This is a genomic window from Nitrincola sp. A-D6 (assembly GCF_000764495.1).
GTDB lineage: Bacteria > Pseudomonadota > Gammaproteobacteria > Pseudomonadales > Balneatricaceae > Nitrincola.
The window spans coordinates 1-22,210 of sequence record NZ_JRLB01000076.1 but is presented as its reverse complement, the minus strand read 5'-3'; the positions used below and the strand labels follow the sequence as shown (position 1 = coordinate 22,210).

Genomic DNA, 22,210 nt, shown 5'->3' with positions numbered 1-22,210 from the left:
GGACCGAGCTCCTACAGACCGAGCTCCCACAGACCGAGCTCCCACAATAAAACACCTGTGTAGGAGCTCGCTCTGCGAGCGAACCAATCGCCCAGAGACTGGGCTCCTACTTGTTCAATACCCGCAGCATCCAGGCTGTTTTTTCATGCGCACGCATTCGATCAGATGCCAGTGCGGCGGTGGATTCATCATCAGCACCTTGGGCATGTTTAAGAACATCACGGCAGGTTCTGACAACAGTTTCATGGCTCTGGGTGAGGATGTCTACCATCTCTTTTGCTGGTGGTACGCCATCGACTTCTTTGATGTTGCTTAAACGTACAAACTCTTTATAGGTGCCAGGTGCGGCAACATCCAAAGTACGGATGCGTTCAGCAATATCATCTACCGCAATGGCCAGTTCGTTATAGTGCTCTTCAAACATCAGGTGCAGTTCGCGGAATTGCGGGCCAGTCACATTCCAGTGGAAGTTATGTGTTTGCAGGTATAGCGTGTAAGTATCAGCCAGCAAATATTTCAGGCTTTCGGCGATGGTTTCACGGTCCGCTTTGTTAATACCGATATCCATGTTGGTCATATATTACTCCTTAACAGGTTGTCTTGTTTCCAGTCATCTGACTGCTGTATCTATATTAACAGTTTAGCGTGAATTTTGAATGAATGCCGATATATCACAATGATTTAAGACTATACTCCTGATAGTCAATCTATATTCTATGTACGAGTACCGGAGGCTGTATGGGAAAGGAAACGGAACTGAAGCTGTCATTGCCAGTGCAATATGTGCCGGCTTTACGGGCTCACCCGTTGCTGCGCATTGCCGAGCCGGTGGGGCCGGTTAAAACGCTGGATAATACCTATTTTGATACCTCTGACCTGCAGTTGCATCAGCAGCGAGTGGCGTTGCGAACCCGTCAACAGGGTGATATCTGGCTACAAACGGTTAAATGTGCTTCAGTTTCGGTGGGCGGATTGAGTCAGCGCCCTGAGTGGGAAAAGCCTATACGGGTGAGTTCGACTTTACTGATGTGGAGTTGAAGCCGGTGCGGAAAATGCTGCAGAAGCTTCAGCCACATCTGCAACCTGTATTTACGACACTGTTTAACCGCGAAACACTGTTTCTGAAAATGGATTCAGGGGCTGAAGTGCTGTTGATGATAGATCAGGGCGATATTCTTGCACATGGGAACAAGTTGGCGCTATGTGAACTGGAGCTTGAATTGGTGTCTGGTCAGCCGGAAGAGTTGTTGCATCTGGCGGTTGAGCTGGCGGATAACCTGCCTTTGCTACCTAGTGATATATCTAAAGCAGAGCGGGGCTATAAGCTATTTAATGGTGAAACAGAACAACCGGTGAAAATGCCTGGGGTGTTGTTGAGTAAGCAACAAACACCACTGGCCGCTTTTAAAGCACTGGCGTTTGCGTGTATTGCGCAGTGGCAGGGCAATGTCAGTGGCGCGGCGGCTAGTGATGATCCGGAATTTGTACATCAATTACGTATTAGTCAGCGCCGGATAAGGGCGCTGTTGCGCTTGTTCAAGCCGATTTTGCCACAAGACTGGTTCGTGCACTGGAATAAAACCCTGCTGACAACGCCCGGATTTTTTCTGAAGTACGGGATCTGGATGTAATGAGTGATGAGTTATTGCCGGCATTACGGCTTTATCCTGAAACAGATCATTGGCACTTTCCCGAGTTGCATCAACTGGTGATGAAACAACGGGATCTGGCGCGGGATGCCTTGATGTCCCATCCGGATTTACAGCAGCAGGGGCGTTTAATTCTGCTGCTGGTGACCGAGCTACATGCGCTGGAAGCGCCTGAACATGAAAAGGAAACTTTAAAATCATTTGTTAAACAGCAACTGAACTCCTTACGCAAGCGTGTTCACAAACGTTACCGTAAAGCACTTAAAGGCGAGGTGGATGATCTGCATCAGCTTCGTATCGCCTTGAAGCCGCTGCGCTACGCGCTGGAGTTTTTTATGACTATGCTGCCGGCCAGTAAAACCTTGCCTGAGTATGATGCTGTATTGACCGCGGTGCGTGCTCTGGGTCAGGTGAATGATATGGCGATGGCAGGCCGGATACTGACCGGGCTGACGTCAGCGGATACACACCTGCAGACAGCGCAGGCCTATATGGCGGGCTTACAAAGTGCCAGACTGGAAGAACAGCGCAAGGTTGCGTTGCTGGCATTGAAGTGACTTGTAGGTAAAACAGGGCTGCTGCATCTGTAAACAGGTTAAAATGCAGCAGCCCAACTATGTTAGAGGATGATCCTCTTACATATTCGGATAGTTAGGGCCGCCACCACCTTCGGGCGTTACCCAAGTGATGTTTTGTGCCGGATCCTTGATATCACAGGTCTTGCAGTGAACACAGTTAGAGAAGTTGATCTGGAACCTGGGTCCGCTGCTTTCTTCAATAACTTCATACACACCGGCTGGACAATAACGTTGTGCCGGTTCGCCATATTTTGGCAGGTTGTCACGAATGGGTAGTTCCGGATCGGTCAGGCGCAAGTGGCAAGGCTGATCCTCTTCATGACTGGCATTGGACAGGTACACCGACGACAGCTTATCAAATGACAACTTACCGTCAGGCTTAATGTATTCCAGTTTTTTGGAATCAGCGCAGGCTTGAGCATCTCATGATCTTTATGCGTATCGTGCAGGGTCAGCGGAATTTTACCGGCAAAAATATTCTGGTCGATAAAATTGAATGTGCCACCCAGGAATGTACCGTATTTATGCATCGCCGGGCCAAAATTACGACCCCGATAGAGTTCGTCATGTAACCAGGAATCCTGATAAGCCTGTGCGAACTGAGTCAGATCCTTGCGGCCTTCATCACCCGCTTTAAGCGCATCCGCAATCACTTCTGCCGCCAGCATGCCAGACTTCATGCCGGTGTGAATGCCTTTGATTTTCGCGAAGTTCAGTGTGCCGGCATTACAGCCGAGTATAAATGCACCGGGCATAGTCATTTTTGGCAGGCAGTTCAGACCGCCTTTGGTGATGGCACGTGCGCCGTAAGACACACGGGTGCCACCTTCCAGGTACTGTTTAACTTCCGGATGATGCTTGAAACGCTGAAACTCATCGAAAGGGCTAAGCCAGGGGTTGGAGTAGTTAAGGTCAACAATCAGGCCAACTTCCACTTGATTGCCTTCATCGTGGTAGAGGAAGAAACCACCGCTGGCACCATCCGTTAGCGGCCAGCCGGAACCGTGCACCACTAAACCTGGCTTGCTCTTGGCTGGATCTATATCCCAAAGCTCCTTGATACCTATGGCATAGTGCTGGGGATCTTTGTCTTTATCCAGTTCAAACCGCTCAAGCAGTTGTTTCCCCAAATGGCCGCGGACACCTTCGGTGAACAGGGTGTATTTGGCATGCAACTCCATGCCCTGAGTGTAGCTGTCCTTGGGTACACCATCGGCACCTACGCCCATATCACCGGTCGCAATACCCTTAACACTTCCATCTTCATGGTAAAGAATTTCGGAGGCAGGGAAGCCAGGAAAAATTTCCACACCCAGGGCTTCAGCTTGCTCACCCATCCAGCGGGTAACATTAGCCAAGCTGACAATGTAATTGCCCTTGTTGTGCATCGGCTTTGGAACCGCGAATCCAGGCAGCTTAATGCCTTTGGTTTCGTTTAGCAGTAAAAAGGTATCTTCACTGGTGACTTTGCAGGTAATCGGTGCTTCGCGTTCCTGCCAGTCGGGAAAAAGTTCGTCCAGCGCGCGGGTTTCCATAACGGCACCAGAGAGAATGTGCGCGCCAACCTCAGATCCTTTTTCTACCACACAGACCGTCAGTTCCTGCTCTTGCTCCTGAGCTTTTTGCATCAGGCGGCAGGCCGCCGATAAACCGGTGACACCTGCACCGACGATGACGACATCAAACTCCATCGATTCACGTTCCACAGTTCTGGCTCCTTATATTATTTTCAGACAGGTTATTATAGCCTTACAGGGTGTTCAAACTTTAGAACACTTTCAACAATTGATACTCTCAGTATGCCCTTTTTTGTCAGTATTTGGTTGCATCCAGTACAATAAATATTTGCGCTGCAGCAAAATAATGTCACTGACAGAGGTATTTAACCAGTTTACCCTAGTTGTGTGGCTAATTGATGATCTGTAGTATAAGTGAAAACCCCTAGTAGATAAAATTTTCTTATCGCCTCACAGTTATGGTGCTGATAGCGATTTCTGCTATAGTCCGAGGTGGATTCAGATCGGTAAAACTGAAGGAAATAAATAAAATGAAGGTATTAGTTACGGTCAAGCGTGTGATCGACTACAACGTGAAAGTGCGTGTCAAAGCGGATAACACGGATGTCGATTTAAAAAATGTCAAAATGGCAGTCAACCCATTTTGTGAAATCGCTGTTGAGCAAGCTGTAAGATTGAAGGAAGCCGGTAAGGCATCTGAAGTGATTGTCGTGTCCATGGGCCCGCAGAATGCGCAGGAACAGCTGCGTACGGCTCTGGCGATGGGTGCAGATCGTGCGATTCTGGTCAAGTCTGAAGAGGCTCTGGAATCGCTGACAGTGGCGAAAATTCTGGCAAAAATTGTTGAAGAAGAACAGCCTGGCCTTGTGATCATGGGTAAACAGTCCATTGATACAGACAATAACCAGACTGGCCAGATGCTGGCGGCTTTAACGGGTATGTCTCAGGGTACGTTTATTTCAGGCTTGGAACTGAGTGACACTGAAGCTCAGGTGGTTCGCGAAATCGACGGCGGCTTGCAGACTCTGGCTGTTAAACTGCCTGCGATTCTCACCGTGGATCTGCGTTTGAACGAGCCACGTTATGCCTCGCTTCCGAATATTATGAAAGCCAAGAAAAAACCGTTGGACACTAAAGCACCGGAAGATTATGGCGTTGAAGTGAAAGCCAACACCAAACTGCTTAAAGTCGAGCCACCGGCTGAACGCCAGGCAGGTATTAAGGTAGCCAGCGTCGCTGAGCTGGTCGATAAACTGAAAAACGAAGCGAAGGTGATCTGATGGCTATTTTACTGATTGCTGAACATGACAATGCCGTGTTGAAATCCGCCACCCTGTCTACCGTTACGGCAGCTACACAAATCGGTGGTGATATTGATCTGCTGGTAGTGGGTAATGGCTGCGCTGCCGCGGCTGATGCCGCTGCGAAAGTACCAGGTGTGCGTAAGGTTCTGTTGGCTGATAATGCTGTATATGACCATGAAATTGCCGAAAACGTTGCTGCACTAGTCAAGGAAATTGCCGCTGACTACAGCCATATTCTGGCACCAGCGACCACGAATGGTAAAAACTTCATGCCACGTGTTGCGGCACTGCTGGATGTAGGGCAGATTTCCGAAATCATGTCGGTAGAGTCTGCAGATACCTTCAAGCGTCCTATTTATGCCGGTAATGCGATTGCAACGGTACAGTCTCTGGATGCGGTTAAAGTGATCACTGTGCGTGGTACGTCATTTGATCCGGCGGCTACCGAAGGTGGATCAGCGAGTGTCGAGAGCCTGTCTCAGGTGACGGATACTGGCTTGAGCCGCTTGGTTTCTGAAGAGCTGGCACAGTCTGATCGCCCTGAACTGACTACCGCCAAGATCATTATTTCTGGTGGTCGTGGTATGGGCGACAAGGCGCATTTTGAAATGCTCGAAACCCTGGCTGATAAACTCGGCGGCGCTGTTGGTGCAACCCGTGCCGCTGTGGACGCTGGCTTTGTTGCCAATGACTATCAGATAGGTCAGACCGGTAAGGTTGTAGCACCTGAACTGTATATTGCAGTGGGCCTTTCCGGTGCCATCCAGCATCTGGCGGGTATGAAAGACTCCAAGGTGATCGTTGCCATCAATAAAGATGAAGACGCGCCGATCTTCCAGGTTGCTGATTATGGTCTGGTAGCTGATCTGTTTGATGCAGTACCAGAGTTGGAAAAAGCGCTCTGATTGTGGACTCATGGGGTGGTGGTATCACTTTTCTGTGACACGCTTTCATCATCCCTGATTCGCTCGACTGCCGCCTTCCCTGGCGGCAGACGGTCACAGCAAAGCGATACCACCACCCCTCTAAACCCTAGTGCTATCTCACGGCGCGAATTTCTATAAAGCCCGCTTTACCCTCGTATTTTTGTGATAGCCCGAAACAGATCAAAATACTCCGGAAAAGTTTTACGGGTACAGCCTGGGTCGTTAATGGTGATGGGTACATCGCCAAAAGCCGCCAGGGAAAAGCACATCGCCATGCGGTGGTCATCGTAGGTGTCGATGGCCGCTGAGGTTAAGCGGGCAGGGGGGATGATTTCGATATAATCTTCCCCTTCAACGACTTCAGCGCCGACTTTACGCAGTTCAGTCGCCATGGCACTCAGGCGATCGGTTTCTTTCACCCGCCAGTTATACACATTGCGAATCGCTGTCGGGCCATCGGCAAACAGCGCGGTGGTGGCGATGGTCATTGCCGCATCCGGTATGGCGTTCAGGTCGATATCTATTCCCTTAAGAGAATTGCCGCGAGTGACTTCTATCCAGGTAGGGCCGTAGTTGACCTTCGCGCCCATCTGAGCCAGTACTTCAGCGAAGGCTTTGTCGCCTTGAACACTATCCGAGCCAACCCCATAAACTCGGACAGTACCACCAGCGATAGCGGCCGCAGCGAGGAAATAGGAGGCGGAAGAGGCGTCTCCTTCAACCATTATTTCACCTGGAGAAAGGTAGGTCTGACCAGCTTTGATAGTAAAACGCTTATAATTCTCATTCTCGACTTTAACGCCGAAAAGTTGCATACTGTGCAGCGTAATATCGATGTAGGGTTTGGAGACCAGTTCCCCTTCAACATCAATGATCAGATCATTTTCTGCCAGGGGTGCAGCCATTAACAAGGCGGTCAGAAACTGGCTGGAGATATTGCCGCGAATGCTCACGCGGCCCCCTCTGAGCCCGTTGGCATGCAGCGTCAGTGGTGGGTAGCCCTCATCCTGTAAATAGGTAACCTCGGCACCGAGTGGGCGCAAGGCATCCACCAGGTCACGAATCGGACGCTCCGACATGCGTGGCTCACCGGTCAGGGTAAAATCACCACGCCCCAGACACAGTGCCGCGCAGAGCGGGCGCATGGCTGTACCGGCATTGCCGAGGAATAATTCAATAGCCTGATCTGTACTAAAGGGCTTGCCCGTACCTTTGACAGTACAGCGGCGGCGGTCGTCAGACAGTTGATAGTCAACACCTAACAGCTTTAGTGCGTTAAGCATGTGCTTAACATCATCGCTGTCCAGCAGGTTGGTGATGTGAGTTTCACCTTCCGCCAGGGCTGCCAGTAACAGCAAACGATTCGACAGGCTTTTTGAGCCCGGAAGTTGTACCTCGCCTTCAGCGTGGCCAAGCGGATTAAGAGTCAGGCTATCCATTATTTTCAGTCTGATTGGTTTCTGGAAAGCGCATAAACTACCATTATTTATTCGATGGGGCGAGATCTTAACCCTAGTGATGCAACCAAAGGAGTAAAAGGTGTCAGAAGGACCTTCCTCAATCTATACCTGGCAGTCAATCTGGCGTGTGGCCTTGACCCATCGCCGTGAATTGATTCTGGCCAACGTGATTGCTGTACTGGCTGCTGTGGCAGCTGTGCCTGTTCCGCTCCTGATGCCGTTACTGGTAGATGAAGTATTGCTGGATCAGCCTGCCAGTATAGTAGCGGCAGTAAACCGTGTGTTTCCTGTGGAGTGGCAGGGCCCGGCCTTGTATATTTTTTCGGTGTTTGCGTTAACAATTTTGTTACGTATTAGCGCCATTTTGCTGAATGTCTGGCAGGCCCGTCAGTTCACCATTATTTCTAAAGACCTGATTTTTCGAATTCGCGCCTCTTTGCTGGGTCATATGCAGCGTATCTCTATGGCTGAATATGAAACACTGGGCAGTGGCCGGGTTGCATCCCATTTCGTCACCGATCTGGATACGGTTGACCGCTTTGTGGGTAGCTCAATCAGTCGTTTGCTGGTCGCGCTTCTGTCGATACTGGGTACGGCGATTATTTTACTGTGGATGCACTGGCAGTTGGCGCTGTTTATTCTGCTTTTGAACCCCTTTGTAATCTGGCTGACCATGTTGATTGGCAAGCGGGTTAAGGATCTTAAAAAGCAGGAAAACCTGTCTTACGAGATATTTCAGGGTGCGTTGACAGAAACCCTGGATGCGATTCAGCAGATACGGGCGAGTAACCGTGAACAGCACTATCTGATGAGACTGGTGAACAGTGCGCGTGATGTCAGGGATCATTCCAGTCGTTTCGAATGGCAGTCGGATGCTGCAAATCGCTTCAGTTTTCTGGTGTTTTTGATAGGTTTTGATCTGTTCCGTTCGGTGGCCATGTTGATGGTGCTGTTTTCTGATCTGTCGGTCGGACAGATGATGGCGGTGTTTGGCTATCTATGGTTCATGATGGGACCCGTACAGGAAATACTCGGTATTCAATATGCCTGGTTTGGTGCCAAAGCGGCATTGGCCCGGGTTAATCGCTTGATTGAGCTTAAAGAGGAGCCCCGCTATCCAGCGCTTGCCGACCCTTTCAAAGCTCAAACCAGTGTCAGTATTGATCTGGAAAATATTCATTTCAGCTATGGCCCTGGTCAGGAAGTGTTACGCGGGATTTCACTGCATATTCCGGCAGGCTCAAAAGTGGCCTTGGTGGGCGCGAGTGGCGGGGGCAAATCAACCTTATTCAGGTGCTGTTGGGGCTCTATCCACCGATCAAGGCGATGTACGTTTTAATGGTGTATCCGTGAGTGAAATCGGCTATCCCCGAGTCAGAGAAAAAGTGGCAACGGTGTTGCAGCAACCCGCGCTATTCAATGGCACAGTACGTGATAATCTGTTGATGGGGCATGATTTTACTGATGAGCAATGCTGGCAGGCGCTCAAGGTAGCTCAGCTTGAAAACTTTGTACGCCAGGAGCTGTCTGATCAGTTGGATACCTTAGTTGGTCGTCAGGGTGTGCGGTTATCCGGTGGGCAGCGGCAGCGATTGGCCATTGCGCGGATGGTGCTTAGTGATCCGGCTGTAGTGATTCTGGATGAAGCTACGTCGGCTCTGGATACAGCTACCGAGTCACGGTTACATCAAGCCATGAAAGCCTTTTTACAAAACCGAACCACCATTATTGTGGCGCATAGGCTCAGTGCTGTGAAGCAGGCGGATAAAGTGTATGTGTTTGAAGATGGTCAAATAGCGGAACAGGGCAGTCATGAGCAGTTGTTGCAACAGCCTGGGCTGTACAGAAAACTTTACGGCACCAGTCAGCAGGCTTGAGTAAGATAAAATATGCTGTCGCTCATGCACCATTCAGTTTAGTCCCTGTAAAATAGTCTATTATTAGCATATTGGGAGCAGTTTATGTTCTTAAAGGAGAATTGTTATGAGTAAAAAATCAGTAGCCTATTTGACGATCCTGCTCAGCGGTGCGGTACTGGTCAGCGGTTGTGCGCAATCTACCTTAACCGGAACCAGTTATAGCCGTGGAGAAGCCCGTCAGGCCCAGTCAGTACAGACAGGTCGTGTAGAGTCGGTGGTGCCAATTATTATTGAAGGGCGTACCGATGGTGTAGTGGGTGCCGGTACAGGTGCTGTTGTGGGTGGCGTGTTGGGTAATCAGATAGGGGGTGGATCAGGTCAACAGATAGCAACTGTGCTGGGTGCCGTGGCTGGTGGTATAGCCGGTCAACGTGTTGAAGAAGCTACCAGTCGCCGTCAGGGTGTTGAGATTACCGTACGTCTGGATAACGGCTCAGCCGTTTCTGTGGTACAGGAAGTGGATCAAAATCAGGTCTTCAGTCCCGGCGATCGTGTCCGCGTTCTGGGACAGGGTAGCACTATGCGGGTAACCTATTAATCTATTGTCTCTGTGTAGGAGCTCGCTCCGCGAGCGAATCGCCTGGAGACCGGGCTCCTAAAGGGTATCAATTCATTAAGGGGATCAATTCATTCGCCCGGAGACCGGGCCCCTACAGGGTGCTTTTGTGGGAGCCCGGTCTCCGGGCGAATAATGCAGGCGAATAAATTCAGCACTTTTTGTGGGAGCCCGCTCTGCGGGCGATAGATCTTACCTGGCGATAAATCTTTCCGAGCGATAAATCACTTATCCGGTGCGTGATAATACAGAAACAAATCCACCAGCAATTCCGGAATCTGTTCGGCCATCTCTTCGCTTAACGCACGATCCTGGCGAATCTCCAGAATTTCTGTGTCATCAAATAGTTCAGATGCCACCATGATCGGCAAGAGCATACCGGCGACAGTTTCCTCATCATCACCGAACCACTCCTCTTCACGCATGAACACGCCTTCCATAAAGGACTGCGCCCAGATGGTCAGTTCAGTGGTGTCTTCATCTTCGTCTTCATCTGTATCCAGGGTCAGCTCACAGGGCAACAGCGTTTCCTGATCGTTATACAGATCGTGGCCGATGGTGTGATTAAGCTTGCGTAGCAGGCCAATAATCTCTGCTTTCTGCGCATCAGACTCCCACTTGGGTTCCGAATCGAACAGCAGATCCAGCCATTCCTGATCAGGTACTTTCACCGGGCTGATATTCACCGCACACAACAGACCGTGCGTTCCAATTAAATCCAAGGCATCCTCAGATACAGCGGATGAAAAAAGAAAAGCTTCTAGCTGGTCAAGTTCAGCTTCTGTGATCAAACCTGTGCTGGCTGCAGTCATCTGTATAGTCCCCGTTATCGTATCGCGCTATTCTAACCTGTAAAGCGGCTCAGTTGATACGGTTTCATCTTGCCAATCAGGGTTTCCGCACGGCAATCTGTACCGCCCGACCACTCCGGATAGGTTCCGATGCCAGTAACTCAAAGCCACACATAGTCAACAGATCACACAGATCCTGACTATGGTAGCGGTTGTGCTCCAGAAAATGCTGAAACGTATCCAGCAACCGTGCATCTGACAGAGTCATATCAGTTAATGTAGCACCCTTGAATTCATGTGTCAGATAGCTTTTTAGCGGTTGACGCACCATATCCACCAGAATAAATACTCCGCCCGGTTTCAGCCAGCGATACAGGTTGCGAAACAGGCTGACAGGCTGGTGCAACTCATGAATCAGACGATTGGCCAGTGCCACATCCACACTGTTAGCCGCAAATAGCTCCGGCAGATCCAGATTCAGATCAGCACCTGAATCTGAATGGTATTGGGTAGTGTATCCATGTGATCAAGCATATAGGGCGCACACTCGATACCGGTCAGATTGGCATTCGGGTAATGCTGCTGCAGATCCTTCAGAAACAGCCCCGGTCCACAACCGAGATCGATCAGATGACACTCAGCATCTGAGTTCAGACTGACGTGCTGATTCCAGAATGCCTGAAACAGTGCATCGTGATTACGCTGATGGCTTTCCAGCGTGCGTTTGGCTGCCAGCACGCCGTCGCCACCATGATGACGTTGCAAATAAGCCTGCGTGTTTTCAAGAGTGGACATGCGTTATGATCCTGTATTCGTCATGGCTAATGTAGGTGTCAAGTTTAACGTTTGCAGTCGTCTATTGTTAGTCTAAAGGCCCTGTCGATTTTGTGGAAAAGTTACATTAGACTCGACGAAAAGCACATGGATATAAGGAAGTCAGTGTGAATACTCCGGAGCAACAGCGATATTGGTTAATTGAGCTACTGGCCTGGTGGGAAGGACGGGTGAACACCTCAGACCTGATACGAGAATTCCACATCACTCGTCAGTCGGCCAGCAAGAGTATTAAACTTTACTTGGCCCTTCAGCCCGATAGCCTTATCTACAATACCCACCAAAAAGCTTACCAGCCCACCGAAACCTTCAATCCTCTATACCTGAAAAATGATGTGGCCGAATACCTCGAATGGGCCACCCGCCATACCGGCACGCTAGGCTTGAGTGTGCACCTCCCTTACGACGCTGTTTCACTACCTCCCCGCCATATCCAGCCTGAAATGATGCGCCAACTGGTCCAGGCGATACGTGAACACCGCGCCCTGGAAGTAGACTACGTCTCCCTAACCAACCCCGACCGGGAAGGCCGAATCCTTGTCCCCCACAGCTTTGTAAAAACCGGCCTGCGCTGGCACCTCAGAGCCTGGTGCGAAAAAAGTCAGGAATACCGCGACTTCGTACTCAGTCGCTTTCGCGGTGTGCCTGAACTGGAGCATGTGTCGAATAAAACCGGCGAAGACGACCACGCCTGGCACACTCTGGTAGAGGTGGTTTTTGCGCCTGACCCTAGACTCACACCCGCTCAAAAGGAAGTGTTCGAAATTGACTATCAGATGCAAAACGGTGAGCTGCGCATCACCACCCGAGCCTGCCTGATTCAGTATCTGATCCAGGAAATGCAGGTCGGCATCAAAATGCTGGACCCCGACCCGAAAGCGCAGCAACTGGTGCTGGTCAACAAAGATGACATATCTGAGTGGCTTTTTTAGCGGTTGCGTGGTTGTTGGGGGTGTTTGGGTGGTGGATGTGTAAAGGGAGTTTACTGGTTATTTGGACAGGGGTTGTGGGTGGGGGGTGATCAGATTAGTTTGATTTACAGGGGGTGGTTAATTTGTGAATGAGTCACATCGACTCTTGTGGAGACAGTGATTGAAATGAAAATAAATAGTTTGGGGTACTTCGATTACTGGGGTAAGGTCAGCAAGGAATCTGAGTGCTCCGATCCCGACTTTCATTTGCTTGTTTACCATAGTCTAGACGTGGCGGCTGTTGGTTGGCACCTGCTGAACGAGCAGTCGAGTCTGTGTCAGGATTTGGCAAATTTTATTGGTATCACGGCGTCTGAGCTGAGGTCTATTTTTACTTTCTTACTCATTCTGCACGATATCGGTAAATTCCCAGCCGCATTTCAGAATCTTTATCCTCTTGAAAAATTGAACCTTCCTCCTCTGAAATCGGCAAAGCCGTATGATGGTAAGTTGGCTCGACATGATCGGTTGGGGTGGGGAATTTGGAAACAGGCTTACGATGAGGGGCTGCTTAATCTTAACCTTCTTACTAATAGTGAAATTAATACTCGAATTTTGAATAAAACCCTGGAAGCTTTATTGGATTGTAGCTGGGGACATCATGGTAAGCCGATCTTGCATGGTAGAACCATTGACCTTGAAGACTATTGGGTTGAAAAGAATGTCCATGATGCCGTTTTATTTATTCAGGATGCCAGTCAGCTTGTTGAGTTAAATTGGCCATCACAGCTATTTGAAAAAGAAACGCTTTCTCGGCTGAAACAGGTGAGTTGGCACTTGGCTGGGCTTGCCGTGCTATGCGACTGGTTAGGCTCCAATACCAGCTATTTTCCCTATTGCTCTGATAAAAAAACACTCTCGTCGTATTGGCCTGAAGCCCTTCAAAAAGCACAAACGGCAATACAGCAGACGGATCTTTTTAATACCTATGCCGTGCAGCCCTTTTCAAGTTTTGAGCAGCAATTTAGCTACTCGCCTACCCCTTTGCAGCGCTGGTCTGCGAGTGTGGAGATCGAGTCGGGACCGCAGTTGTTTATCCTTGAAGATGTAACGGGGGCTGGTAAAACCGAAGCGGCACTTTGTTTGACTCAGCGTCTGATGTCGGAAGGGCTGGCCGATGGTTTTTACTTTGGTCTTCCGTCTATGGCGACCTCCAATGCGATGTTTGAGCGTATCAGCCAACATTATCTGACGATGTTTCAGCAACGTAAGCCCAGCCTAGTGCTTGCGCATGGTGCAAGAGATATGCATCAGCATTTTCGTGAGATGGTCATCGCAGAAACCAGGCCAGATGTTGATTATCAGAGTGCTGAGTCCAGCGCTACAGCTTCGTGTAACCAATGGTTTGCGGATTCCCGTAAGAAAGCCTTATTGGCACCTGTTGGAGTCGGTACGGTGGATCAGGCATTGCTGGCTGTTCTGCCACGTCGTCACCAGGCTTTGCGAATGATTGGTTTGCACAGGAAAGTCCTGATTTTTGATGAGGTGCATGCGGCGGATGAGTTCATGTTGGAGCTTTTGTACGATCTTCTGGCACTTCATGTGCGCCAAGGAGGCTGTGCCATTCTATTGACAGCAACCCTGCCAATTCGTCAGCGTCAGCGGTTATGTAATCGTTGGTTACAAACATTGGGTTGGGAGCAGAGTGAAACGGAGTACGAAACAGGTTTTCCTCTGGCTACGCAAGTCAGTATGAGTGGGGTAAAGCAGCAAGTAGTTGCTTCACGCCCCGAGGTGAGTAGATCGCTTGAGGTGCAGTTTCTATCGTCTGTTGAAGGTTGTCTGGATGTTATTCAGAAAGCCCTGGCGTCTGATCAATGCGTGGTGTGGATTTGTAACTCTGTCTCTGATGCACTTGAAGCTTACCAACAGGTCTTGGCTGTTGTTCCTGAACCAGAGCGCTGTTTGTTGTTCCATAGTCGTTTTACCTTACTAGACCGGCAGCGTATTGAAAATGACGTGCTGGACTGTCTTGGGAAAAAATCCAGTCCCGCTCAGCGGCGAGGGAGGGTCGTGGTCTCAACTCAGGTATTTCAGGAATCTTTAGATGCCGATGCTGACGTGATGCTGTCAGACATTTGTCCGATAGATGATCTGATTCAGCGTGCGGGGCGTCTGCATCGTCATACACGAACACGTGATGGGCAATATCAGCCGAACATGACAGATCAGCGTGATGCGCCTGTGCTGTATGTTCACGCACCCGAGTGGTCGGAAACTCCGAGCGAGAATTGGCTGAAGAGTGGGTTTCGGAATACGCAAGCTGTTTATCGATCACCGGGAAGGCTCTGGTTGGGTATGCAAGCGCTGCGTGAGGCTGGTGCCATCCGTATGCCAAGTGAGGCTAGAGTGTTGATTGAGGCGGTATATGGCGATGAGGCCTACGACAATATTCCGACCGCTCTCCAGCAGTTAGAAGACTTACATCAGGGCGATATCAATCGTAAAACCAATAAAGCCTCACAGCAGTTAATTGATTGGGGGCAGGGTTATGGCGCATCGAGAACAGCACAATGGTTTGATGATGACACTGACATTAGCACCCGCTTCAGTGATATTGAAACAGTCGAGGTGTTGGTGCTTAAACGTGGTGTGGATGGTGGCGTAGTGTTCTGGGCTGAAGTTTATCCGTATCCGCTGGCCATGAGTGTTCTTAAATTGCCGAAGCATCATGCTGATAAGTTGCAGCTGTTAGAAGCAGTGGACCCTGAGTCTGCTGAAGCATTTAGGCTGTGCTATCGGCAGTCTAAATACTATCGTTTGTGGCTGGCTGAGGATGATCCCCAGTACACCTATAGTGCTGATATTGGGTTTGCATAAAAGTCCCCGCTGGTGCGGGGAACGGTCGTTTCTACTAACGGATCTTGGAGATCATTAGGGTTAATCTCCGCTAGAAGGCGAAGAACAAGGCCTAGCATAGTGGTGAAGCGTCTTATCGGCAACCGTGCTCGTTAGTAGTTCAATAGAGAACTACTAAATGTAGCCTTGATAGTATATTTCAGGTCTAGGAGACCATTACTTGTTTTTTATTGAATTGGTTAATAAATAACCATATGATGATGTTGTGGTTTTATGGTGAAGCGTAAATGAGGCGTCTTCACCCCAAGTGCGCTCTCGTGTGACAACGTTGATATTACTTGGTTGAGCCACAGCTTGTAAATAAGTCAGATGAAAGTCTTCACTGTTGTTAAATTAATTTCAGTGAGTGCTCAATTTAAAGAGGATATCGCCATGAGTAGATATATTGTTAACCGTAATGCGCAAGCTAACGGTGATCACGAAGTACATAACGCAACCACAGGCTGTTCTTTTATGCCTAGCCCTGCGAATCAAGTTGATCTTGGTTCTCATGTGTCATGCCAATTGGCTGTTGCTGAAGCAAAACGTAGGTGGCCAGGTCAACGTATCAATGGTTGTTACCATTGCGCTAAAGCATGTCATACGAGTTAGTAGCTTAAAATCTGGCAAACTATTGGATGCCAGACAGTTCGGTCTTAAGGCTTGGCCTATTAAGGTTCCTAAGTCTAAATAAACCAACTGGCGGGAAAAAATCCCCGCCAGTTCTTCTGTACAGGAGGACAGATGAATCTACTTTTCGACGCTTGGTTGCCCGTTCGCTATAGCGATGGTAGCCGCAGCATAGTCTCTTTCGACAAGCTGAGAGATTCCGATATTCTCGACTTTGATTTTCCTCGTGCAGACTTCCAAGGAGCCGCTTATCAGTTTGCTATTGGCGTTCTGCAATCTCTAGTGGCACCAGAAGATGAGGATGCTTGGGGTGACTATTATGATCAGCCCCGACATCCGAAGAACTGCTTACTCAGTTGGAGAAAGCTCGCCATGCTTTTAATATGCTCACCGATGCGCCAGATGCTCCATTGTTTATGCAGGATTTCGATCTTTTAGCCGAGGTGGAAGCTTCTCCACTCTCCGGGCTGCTGATTGAAGCACCCGGTGGAAATACGCTCAAACATAACACGGATCACTTTATCAAACGTGGCCTCTGCGATAGGGCGTCATTGCCGATGGCGGCCATTGCCTTATTCACTCTTCAGATCAATGCACCCGCAGGTGGACAGGGGCACCGTACCGGGCTCAGAGGTGGTGGCCCACTGACCACTCTGGTTTTGCCTGATGATGCATCTGCCAGTTTGTGGCAAAAACTCTGGTTGAATGTTCTGAGCCGTGAGTTGTTTACCTATGACGATCCTGATTTGCATAGTGCGTCCGTGTTTCCTTGGTTAGCACCGACACGTCAAAGTAAGGGAAGTGGAACAGAGGTCTATGCCAAGGATGTCCATCCGTTACATCTGTACTGGGCGATGCCTCGGCGTATTCGTTTGGTTATAGAGCGAGGTGAGGCTGTATGTGACCTTTGTGGTTTGCCCTGCGATGTGTTTGTACGTGAATATCGCACTCAGAACTATGGTTACAACTATAGCGGTGAGTGGTGGCATCCTTTGACTCACTATCGCAAAAATCCGAAAAAGCCGGATGAAGATAATCTTTCCACCAAAGGGCAGCCTGGCGGTATCACCTATAAACAATGGCACAGCCTGAGCTTTTTGGATCCGGTTGAAGGTAATATCCCGGCCAGAGTTGTATCTGTCTATGGAGAAGGTCGGTATGACTTGATACAGGGGCCACAGTATCAGCGTCTATGGTCCTTCGGTTATGACATGGACAATATGAAAGCACGTGGTTGGTACTCTACCGAATTGCCTTTATTTGTCCTGCCCCCGCGTAAGCGAGATCAATTACTCAAGCATATTAAAACAGCGCAACAACTTGCCTCAGAGTCTCTTTGGATCTGTCGGACAGAAATAAAGACAGCTTGGTTTGAAAAGCCAGGCGATGCTAAGGGCGATTTCAGTTTTATCGATCTGCAATTCTGGCAGCGCACCGAAAGAGCGTTCTTTGAGACCATGAGTGTGCTGCTAACCGCTGAAGATTCCGCTGCCCCCTTAGCACCCGAACAAGCACAGCGCTGGCTGCTAGCCTTGCGTGGTACAGCGCTTGATCTGTTTGATCAGTTGGTGTTGTCCGCTGCCGATGATCATAAGCATATGCCCCGTTTTATCAAGGCCAGACGTGCGCTAACAGGATGGTTTTTCAAAGGCAAGCCGGTTGTTGCGTACAGGCAGCAGTATCAGATCGAGACAGATTTTGAAACTCAAACAGTGCAGTAGGCTTGAATATGAGTAGCACTACTGAAAAGAAAGAGCGTCGGGAAAAAGCGCTATCGGTTGTGGAACGCTGGTGGATGCAGATGGCACTTTCCCAAGAGGAACTCAAAGCAAAAAATCTGCGGAAAGCGCCGACACGTTATCGTGCTGAGCTTAAACGTTGTGAAAATGCCGATGCGGCTATGTTGACCGAAGCGTTTCGCGATTTGTGGCTGCACCTGCCGGAAGAAATTAGTCAGGAAAAGCAGTACAACATCCAGGCCTATGCCACTATCGCAGCTGTCCTGTCTCATATCACCAAGTCTGATACAAAGCGTTTCGCTGCAAGCCTTGGCAGCATCGACACCAAAACAGATAAGCCTGTTGTCAGTGAACTCAGGTTGCAACAACTCCAAGGCGCAAAAGGCCCCGATGTTTTTTTTCGACGACTACACCGACTGGTCAAGCAGCTTAAGGGAGTTGCTAATCCTCGTGAATTGGCCAGCGATATTCTGGACTGGTTTGATGAGCACTATGGTCACGCGACGACACGCCGAGCGGATAAACGCGTCGCAGTGCGCTGGGCGCTAGATTACTTTGGGGCACAGTCTCGCAAAGCTTCACAATCAACTGCAGATTAATCTACTGATCTATTAAGGAAAATATCATGAGTAAATTTATTCAGCTTCACCTTTTGACCTTTTTCCCGCCATCAAACTTGAACCGGGATGATCTAGGACGTCCAAAAACAGCGCGTATGGGTGGCGCGGAGCGTCTTCGTATCAGTTCACAGAGTTTGAAGCGTAACTGGCGTTGTTCTGACCTGTTTGAGTCATCTATGGCAGGGCATATTGGTATCAGAACCAAGCGCTTTGGTTTGGAGTTGTATCACTACCTGCTTGAAAAAGGGGTGGATGAGAAAAAAGCAAAACAATGGTGTGAAGCGATAGCAAAACAATTTGGAAAAATGAAAAAAGATTCGTTAGAGATTGAACAGCTGTCGCATATTAGCCCTGATGAACAACAGGCTGCTTATCAACTGCTGGATCAACTGATAACAGAAGATCGGGCGCCTGATGAGAAAGAGTTGGGGTTACTCACGAGCCGCACTAAGGCTGTGGATATTGCATTGTTTGGTCGTATGCTGGCGTCCAGTCCAGAGTTTAATATTGAAGCGGCTTGTCAGGTTGCACATGCGATCAGCGTGCATGGAGTTACTGTCGAAGATGATTATTTTACGGCTGTGGATGATCTGAATGATGGCATGGAGGACAGGGGAGCATCACATATCGGCGAGTCTGGTTTCGCTGCCGCACTTTTTTATAGTTATATCTGTATTGATAAAGAACTGCTTATCGAAAATCTGGATGGTGATGTAGAACTGGCCAATAAAGCAATAGCCGCGCTTGCCGAAGCCGCTGTCAAAGTTCCACCCAAAGGAAAGCAAAACTCTTTTGCATCCAGAGCCTATGCCAGCTATGTATTGGCTGAAAAAGGCAGTCAGCAACCTCGCTCTTTATCCGTCGCTTTCCTGAAGCCCATTAGAGGCGAAGATCAGGCTGCCGAAGCGATTCAGAGACTGGAAGCGCAGTTGAATAATTTTGACCAGGTCTATGGTGCCTGTTCTGATCATCGCTGCAGCATGAACGCAACGACAGGCGAAGGAAGTTTTCAGGCACTGCAGACGTTTATCACCGACTGAGGAGTTAAGTGATGCAATATCTTGTATTCAGACTCTATGGGCCTATGGCCAGTTGGGGTGAGGCGGCTGTCGGAGGTGATCGGCCAACGGCACAGTATCCCGGACGCGCGGCTATTCTGGGTTTGCTTGCGGCAGCTATGGGAATAAAGCGAGACGAGCAGGATCAACTTTCCAGGTTGGCAAGTTCAGTTCAGATAGCGGTCAAACAGTACAGTGCGGGTGTATTGATGAGGGATTATCATACGGCCCAGGTACCCTCTCATGATAAGAAAATTCAACACAGGCATCGGAAAAGTGAATTGAGCGTACATGAAAGTAAACTCAATACCGTGCTCTCCAGTCGTGATTATCGTTGTGATGGTGTTTGGGTGGTTGCCATATCATCGGCCCTTGGCCATGAAATGGATTTGCAATCCTTATCTGACTCTTTAGAAAAACCAAAATTTACCCTTTATTTGGGCCGGAAATCCTGCCCACTGGCGGCACCCTTGATGCCACAGTTGATCGAAACAGACTCTTTGCAGAATGCACTTGATCTGGAGTTCCCTTCTTTACTGAATTCGCCTCAAGATGATCAATCTTGGCTGCATCTAGCACGTCAGCAGCATTATTACTGGCAAGGAGATAAAAAGCAGATACATCCACCTTCAAAGTCGGTGGTTCGAACCCTGCAACGTTGGGATGAACCGGGTAACCGTATGAAGTGGCAGTTCAATAGTCGTGATGAGCATCAAATCACCATTAACAAGGAGTGAGTGAATGTATCTGTCCAGAGTCCGTTTTTTACCAACCTCATCAGCCAGAGCTGCACTACTGAAGATTCAGCAACAAGGTAGCTATGCCAGTCATCAACTCCTCTGGCGGCTATTTACAGATCAGAGTGAGCGCAATTTTTTGTTTCGGGAGGAACAGAGCAAGGGGTTTAATGGCCCCAAGGGGCTACCTGAGTTTTTAGTGCTCTCAGAAATAGAACCAATCTGCCAAGAACAGCTGTTCCAGATTGAGAGTAAGCTATTTAAACCTCAGCTCAGTTCGGGTGATCGCCTTGGGTTTCGTTTAAGGGCAAATCCGACAATCGCGCTGAAGTCGAAAGTCCCAGACCAAAAACGGGGAGGGCGGCATGATGTGTTGATGCATGCTAAAACTCAGGCCAAACTTGATGGCGAAAAGAATCCTGCTGCAATTCAGCAGCGAATGGAGCGTGCAGCTATTGATTGGCTTACGGCGCCAGCCCGACTGGAACGTTTGGGAATTGACTTTGATATTGAACCTAATTTCTGTGGGTACAGTCAGCAGCGTACCTATAAGAAAACAGAGCGCCAGCCCATCAGCTACTCCAGTGTGGACTATGAGGGAATATTGACGATAAGGGATCCAGAAATCTTCCTGTCTCAACTGACAGCAGGAATTGGTCGGGCTAAGTCATTCGGGTGTGGGCTTATGCTAATCCGCCGAGTTTAACAATTATAGGGAGGGCGAGGGAATGTCATTTATACCCCTAAAGCCCATACCGCTGAAAGATCGAAATTCGATGATTTTTATTGGTATGGGGCGCATCGATGTAAAAGATGGTGCCTTTGTTGTGATTGATGAGGTGAAGGGTGAGCGGATGCATATTCCGGTTGGCTCACTTGCTTGTTTGATGCTGGAACCGGGAACTCGTATTTCTCATGCCGCGATGAAGCTGGCGGCTGAAGTGGGCACCTTGATCACTTGGGTTGGCGATGGAGGTGTTCGCTTTTACTCAGCTGGCCAGCCAGGTGGTGCACGATCAGACAAATTGCTTTATCAGGCAAAACTCGCTCTTGATGAACAACTTCGACTGAAAGTTGTGAGGAAAATGTTTGAGCTTCGCTTTGGTGAAGAGGCGCCCAAGCGACGTAGTGTTGATCAACTCCGTGGTCTTGAGGGAGCGAGGGTTCGTCAGACTTATCAGAAGTTTGCTCAGCAGTATGGGGTGCGATGGAGTGGTCGTAGCTACGATCCTAAAAACTGGGATGCAGGAGATACCATCAATCAGTGCATTAGTGCTGCAACAGCCTGTTTGTACGGCATTACAGAAGCGGCTGTTCTAGCCGCAGGATATGCGCCTGCAATTGGGTTTGTCCATACAGGTAAGCCCCTCAGTTTTGTTTACGATATCGCCGATATCATTAAATTCGAAACCGTCATCCCTCTCGCTTTTCGTATTGCTGCCAAGTCTCCAGTGGCACCAGAACGCGAGATACGTATCGCATGCCGTGAAATTTTCCGTACAGATAAAACCTTGAAGCGATTAATACCAATGATTGAAGAGGTGCTGGCTGCCGGAGACATCACCCCTCCGGAGCCCTATCCAGATGCACAACCTCCAGCACTACCTGAGCCGCATCAATCGGTGATGCTGGTCATAGGAGTGGTTGAACATGAGTATGTGCATGATCGTGACCGAAGCGATACCCCCTAGGTTGAGAGGCCGTTTAGCAATATGGCTGCTGGAAGTCAGAGCAGGCGTCTATGTTGGTGATGTGAGTAAACGAGTCAGAGAAATGCTATGGGAACAGGTATCAGCATGGCTGAAGATGGTAATGCTGTAATGGCCTGGGCAACCAACACAGAGTCTGGCTTTGACTTTATTACCTATGGTCAGAATAGACGTGAACCTGTTGATTTTGATGGTTTAAGACTGGTCACGTTTTTACCACTTGAAAATGAAAGTTAGGGCTTGATAACGCTCTTTAACAATGTGGAATATTTGGTAGAAAAATGTAGGTGCTTTTTTCTACTGTAAATCAATTATATACTTTTAGTCTGTTCCCCGTAGGCACGGGGATTAACCGGAATGTCAGCTGGGCTTCA

At 49.1% G+C, this 22,210-nt stretch carries 18 protein-coding genes and 4 pseudogenes; 16 read left to right on the top strand and 6 right to left on the bottom strand.

What is annotated here, in order from left to right:
- Nucleotides 1-106: 106 nt before the first annotated feature.
- A complete protein-coding gene (locus tag LH51_RS12370; protein WP_036522541.1) occupies nt 107-577 on the bottom strand; it encodes a Dps family protein in 471 nt (156 codons plus the stop codon).
- 161 nt (nt 578-738) lie between these two features.
- Between LH51_RS12370 and LH51_RS23645 the strand changes: the two genes are divergently transcribed.
- From LH51_RS23645 to LH51_RS23635, 3 genes are read left to right on the top strand one after another with little or no spacing between them, the layout of a single operon-like run.
- Nucleotides 739-1,038 carry a CYTH domain-containing protein gene (locus LH51_RS23645; RefSeq protein WP_052063745.1) on the top strand — a complete coding sequence of 100 codons (300 nt, stop codon included), beginning with the start codon at nt 739-741 and terminating at the stop codon, nt 1,036-1,038.
- Nucleotides 1,039-1,052: 14 nt separating this feature from the next.
- Nucleotides 1,053-1,631, top strand: coding sequence for a CYTH domain-containing protein (locus LH51_RS23640; protein WP_052063744.1), 579 nt, complete (start codon nt 1,053-1,055; stop codon nt 1,629-1,631).
- A complete protein-coding gene (locus LH51_RS23635; RefSeq protein ID WP_052063743.1) occupies nt 1,631-2,206 on the top strand; it encodes a CHAD domain-containing protein in 576 nt (191 codons plus the stop codon). Before LH51_RS23640 ends, LH51_RS23635 begins: the two co-directional genes overlap by 1 nt.
- Before the next feature lie 78 nt (nt 2,207-2,284).
- Here LH51_RS23635 and LH51_RS12360 read toward each other — a convergent pair.
- A pseudogene (locus LH51_RS12360) lies at nt 2,285-3,918 on the bottom strand (electron transfer flavoprotein-ubiquinone oxidoreductase).
- A gap of 356 nt (nt 3,919-4,274) precedes the next feature.
- Here LH51_RS12360 and LH51_RS12355 point away from each other — a divergent pair.
- Nucleotides 4,275-5,024, top strand: coding sequence for an electron transfer flavoprotein subunit beta/FixA family protein (locus tag LH51_RS12355; protein ID WP_036522539.1), 750 nt, complete (start codon nt 4,275-4,277; stop codon nt 5,022-5,024).
- On the top strand, nt 5,024-5,953 hold the full coding sequence (locus LH51_RS12350; RefSeq protein ID WP_036522537.1) for an electron transfer flavoprotein subunit alpha/FixB family protein: 930 nt from the start codon (nt 5,024-5,026) through the stop codon (nt 5,951-5,953). Before LH51_RS12355 ends, LH51_RS12350 begins: the two co-directional genes overlap by 1 nt.
- A gap of 167 nt (nt 5,954-6,120) precedes the next feature.
- On the opposite strand, the gene aroA is transcribed toward LH51_RS12350, so the two are convergent.
- Nucleotides 6,121-7,413, bottom strand: coding sequence for a 3-phosphoshikimate 1-carboxyvinyltransferase (gene aroA, locus LH51_RS12345; RefSeq protein WP_036522536.1), 1,293 nt, complete (start codon nt 7,411-7,413; stop codon nt 6,121-6,123).
- 235 nt (nt 7,414-7,648) lie between these two features.
- Here aroA and LH51_RS24805 point away from each other — a divergent pair.
- Together LH51_RS24805 and LH51_RS12335 are read left to right on the top strand one after the other, a co-directional pair.
- Nucleotides 7,649-9,311, top strand: a pseudogene (locus LH51_RS24805) (ABC transporter ATP-binding protein).
- 106 nt (nt 9,312-9,417) lie between these two features.
- Entirely contained in the window at nt 9,418-9,891 is a 474-nt protein-coding gene (locus tag LH51_RS12335) for a glycine zipper 2TM domain-containing protein (RefSeq protein WP_052063742.1), read from the top strand.
- A 242-nt stretch (nt 9,892-10,133) separates the two neighbouring features.
- Here LH51_RS12335 and LH51_RS12330 read toward each other — a convergent pair whose 3' ends face one another.
- The 3 genes from LH51_RS12330 to LH51_RS12320 all read right to left on the bottom strand — a co-directional run bounded on the left by LH51_RS12330 (nt 10,134) and on the right by LH51_RS12320 (nt 11,495).
- Nucleotides 10,134-10,721: a YecA/YgfB family protein gene (locus tag LH51_RS12330; protein WP_052063741.1), complete on the bottom strand. Its 588-nt coding sequence runs from the start codon at nt 10,719-10,721 to the stop codon at nt 10,134-10,136.
- Nucleotides 10,722-10,797: 76 nt separating this feature from the next.
- Nucleotides 10,798-11,169 (bottom strand): class I SAM-dependent methyltransferase, encoded by a 372-nt coding sequence (locus tag LH51_RS12325; protein WP_268746568.1) that lies wholly within the window; start codon nt 11,167-11,169, stop codon nt 10,798-10,800.
- Between the two features lie 8 nt (nt 11,170-11,177).
- Entirely contained in the window at nt 11,178-11,495 is a 318-nt protein-coding gene (locus LH51_RS12320; protein ID WP_036522533.1) for a class I SAM-dependent methyltransferase, read from the bottom strand.
- Between the two features lie 146 nt (nt 11,496-11,641).
- Here LH51_RS12320 and LH51_RS12315 point away from each other — a divergent pair, with 146 nt between their 5' ends.
- The 9 genes and pseudogenes from LH51_RS12315 (at nt 11,642) to cas2e (ending at nt 22,073) form a co-directional block, all read left to right on the top strand.
- Nucleotides 11,642-12,466 (top strand): helix-turn-helix transcriptional regulator, encoded by an 825-nt coding sequence (locus LH51_RS12315; protein WP_036522531.1) that lies wholly within the window; start codon nt 11,642-11,644, stop codon nt 12,464-12,466.
- Nucleotides 12,467-12,631: 165 nt separating this feature from the next.
- Nucleotides 12,632-15,325, top strand: a complete 2,694-nt coding sequence (locus LH51_RS12310) for a CRISPR-associated helicase/endonuclease Cas3 (RefSeq protein ID WP_036522543.1) — start codon at nt 12,632-12,634, stop codon at nt 15,323-15,325.
- Between the two features lie 762 nt (nt 15,326-16,087).
- A pseudogene (gene casA, locus LH51_RS12300) lies at nt 16,088-17,694 on the top strand (type I-E CRISPR-associated protein Cse1/CasA).
- A gap of 8 nt (nt 17,695-17,702) precedes the next feature.
- Nucleotides 17,703-18,311: a type I-E CRISPR-associated protein Cse2/CasB gene (gene casB, locus LH51_RS12295; RefSeq protein WP_036522529.1), complete on the top strand. Its 609-nt coding sequence runs from the start codon at nt 17,703-17,705 to the stop codon at nt 18,309-18,311.
- A gap of 26 nt (nt 18,312-18,337) precedes the next feature.
- Nucleotides 18,338-19,372: a type I-E CRISPR-associated protein Cas7/Cse4/CasC gene (gene cas7e, locus LH51_RS12290; protein ID WP_036522523.1), complete on the top strand. Its 1,035-nt coding sequence runs from the start codon at nt 18,338-18,340 to the stop codon at nt 19,370-19,372.
- An 11-nt stretch (nt 19,373-19,383) separates the two neighbouring features.
- Complete coding sequence (gene cas5e / locus LH51_RS12285) at nt 19,384-20,127, top strand: type I-E CRISPR-associated protein Cas5/CasD (RefSeq protein ID WP_036522522.1); 744 nt, start codon at nt 19,384-19,386, stop codon at nt 20,125-20,127.
- 4 nt (nt 20,128-20,131) lie between these two features.
- The gene (gene cas6e, locus LH51_RS12280) at nt 20,132-20,833 is read left to right on the top strand and encodes a type I-E CRISPR-associated protein Cas6/Cse3/CasE (RefSeq protein WP_036522521.1); all 702 of its coding nucleotides are present in this window, start codon (nt 20,132-20,134) and stop codon (nt 20,831-20,833) included.
- A gap of 22 nt (nt 20,834-20,855) precedes the next feature.
- Complete coding sequence (gene cas1e / locus LH51_RS12275; RefSeq protein WP_235263705.1) at nt 20,856-21,818, top strand: type I-E CRISPR-associated endonuclease Cas1e; 963 nt, start codon at nt 20,856-20,858, stop codon at nt 21,816-21,818.
- A pseudogene (cas2e, locus tag LH51_RS12270) lies at nt 21,778-22,073 on the top strand (type I-E CRISPR-associated endoribonuclease Cas2e). The gene cas1e and the pseudogene cas2e overlap by 41 nt, the downstream one beginning before the upstream one ends.
- Nucleotides 22,074-22,210: the final 137 nt, after the last annotated feature.

Coding starts and splice junctions, on each gene's coding strand:
- LH51_RS12370 (WP_036522541.1), bottom strand. CDS start 577: ATGACCAACATGGATATCGGTATTAACAAAGCGGACCGTGAAACCATC.
- LH51_RS23645 (WP_052063745.1), top strand. CDS start 739: ATGGGAAAGGAAACGGAACTGAAGCTGTCATTGCCAGTGCAATATGTG.
- LH51_RS23640 (WP_052063744.1), top strand. CDS start 1,053: ATGCTGCAGAAGCTTCAGCCACATCTGCAACCTGTATTTACGACACTG.
- LH51_RS23635 (WP_052063743.1), top strand. CDS start 1,631: ATGAGTGATGAGTTATTGCCGGCATTACGGCTTTATCCTGAAACAGAT.
- LH51_RS12355 (WP_036522539.1), top strand. CDS start 4,275: ATGAAGGTATTAGTTACGGTCAAGCGTGTGATCGACTACAACGTGAAA.
- LH51_RS12350 (WP_036522537.1), top strand. CDS start 5,024: ATGGCTATTTTACTGATTGCTGAACATGACAATGCCGTGTTGAAATCC.
- aroA (WP_036522536.1), bottom strand. CDS start 7,413: ATGGATAGCCTGACTCTTAATCCGCTTGGCCACGCTGAAGGCGAGGTA.
- LH51_RS12335 (WP_052063742.1), top strand. CDS start 9,418: ATGAGTAAAAAATCAGTAGCCTATTTGACGATCCTGCTCAGCGGTGCG.
- LH51_RS12330 (WP_052063741.1), bottom strand. CDS start 10,721: ATGACTGCAGCCAGCACAGGTTTGATCACAGAAGCTGAACTTGACCAG.
- LH51_RS12320 (WP_036522533.1), bottom strand. CDS start 11,495: ATGTCCACTCTTGAAAACACGCAGGCTTATTTGCAACGTCATCATGGT.
- LH51_RS12310 (WP_036522543.1), top strand. CDS start 12,632: ATGAAAATAAATAGTTTGGGGTACTTCGATTACTGGGGTAAGGTCAGC.
- casB (WP_036522529.1), top strand. CDS start 17,703: ATGAGTAGCACTACTGAAAAGAAAGAGCGTCGGGAAAAAGCGCTATCG.
- cas7e (WP_036522523.1), top strand. CDS start 18,338: ATGAGTAAATTTATTCAGCTTCACCTTTTGACCTTTTTCCCGCCATCA.
- cas5e (WP_036522522.1), top strand. CDS start 19,384: ATGCAATATCTTGTATTCAGACTCTATGGGCCTATGGCCAGTTGGGGT.
- cas6e (WP_036522521.1), top strand. CDS start 20,132: ATGTATCTGTCCAGAGTCCGTTTTTTACCAACCTCATCAGCCAGAGCT.
- cas1e (WP_235263705.1), top strand. CDS start 20,856: ATGTCATTTATACCCCTAAAGCCCATACCGCTGAAAGATCGAAATTCG.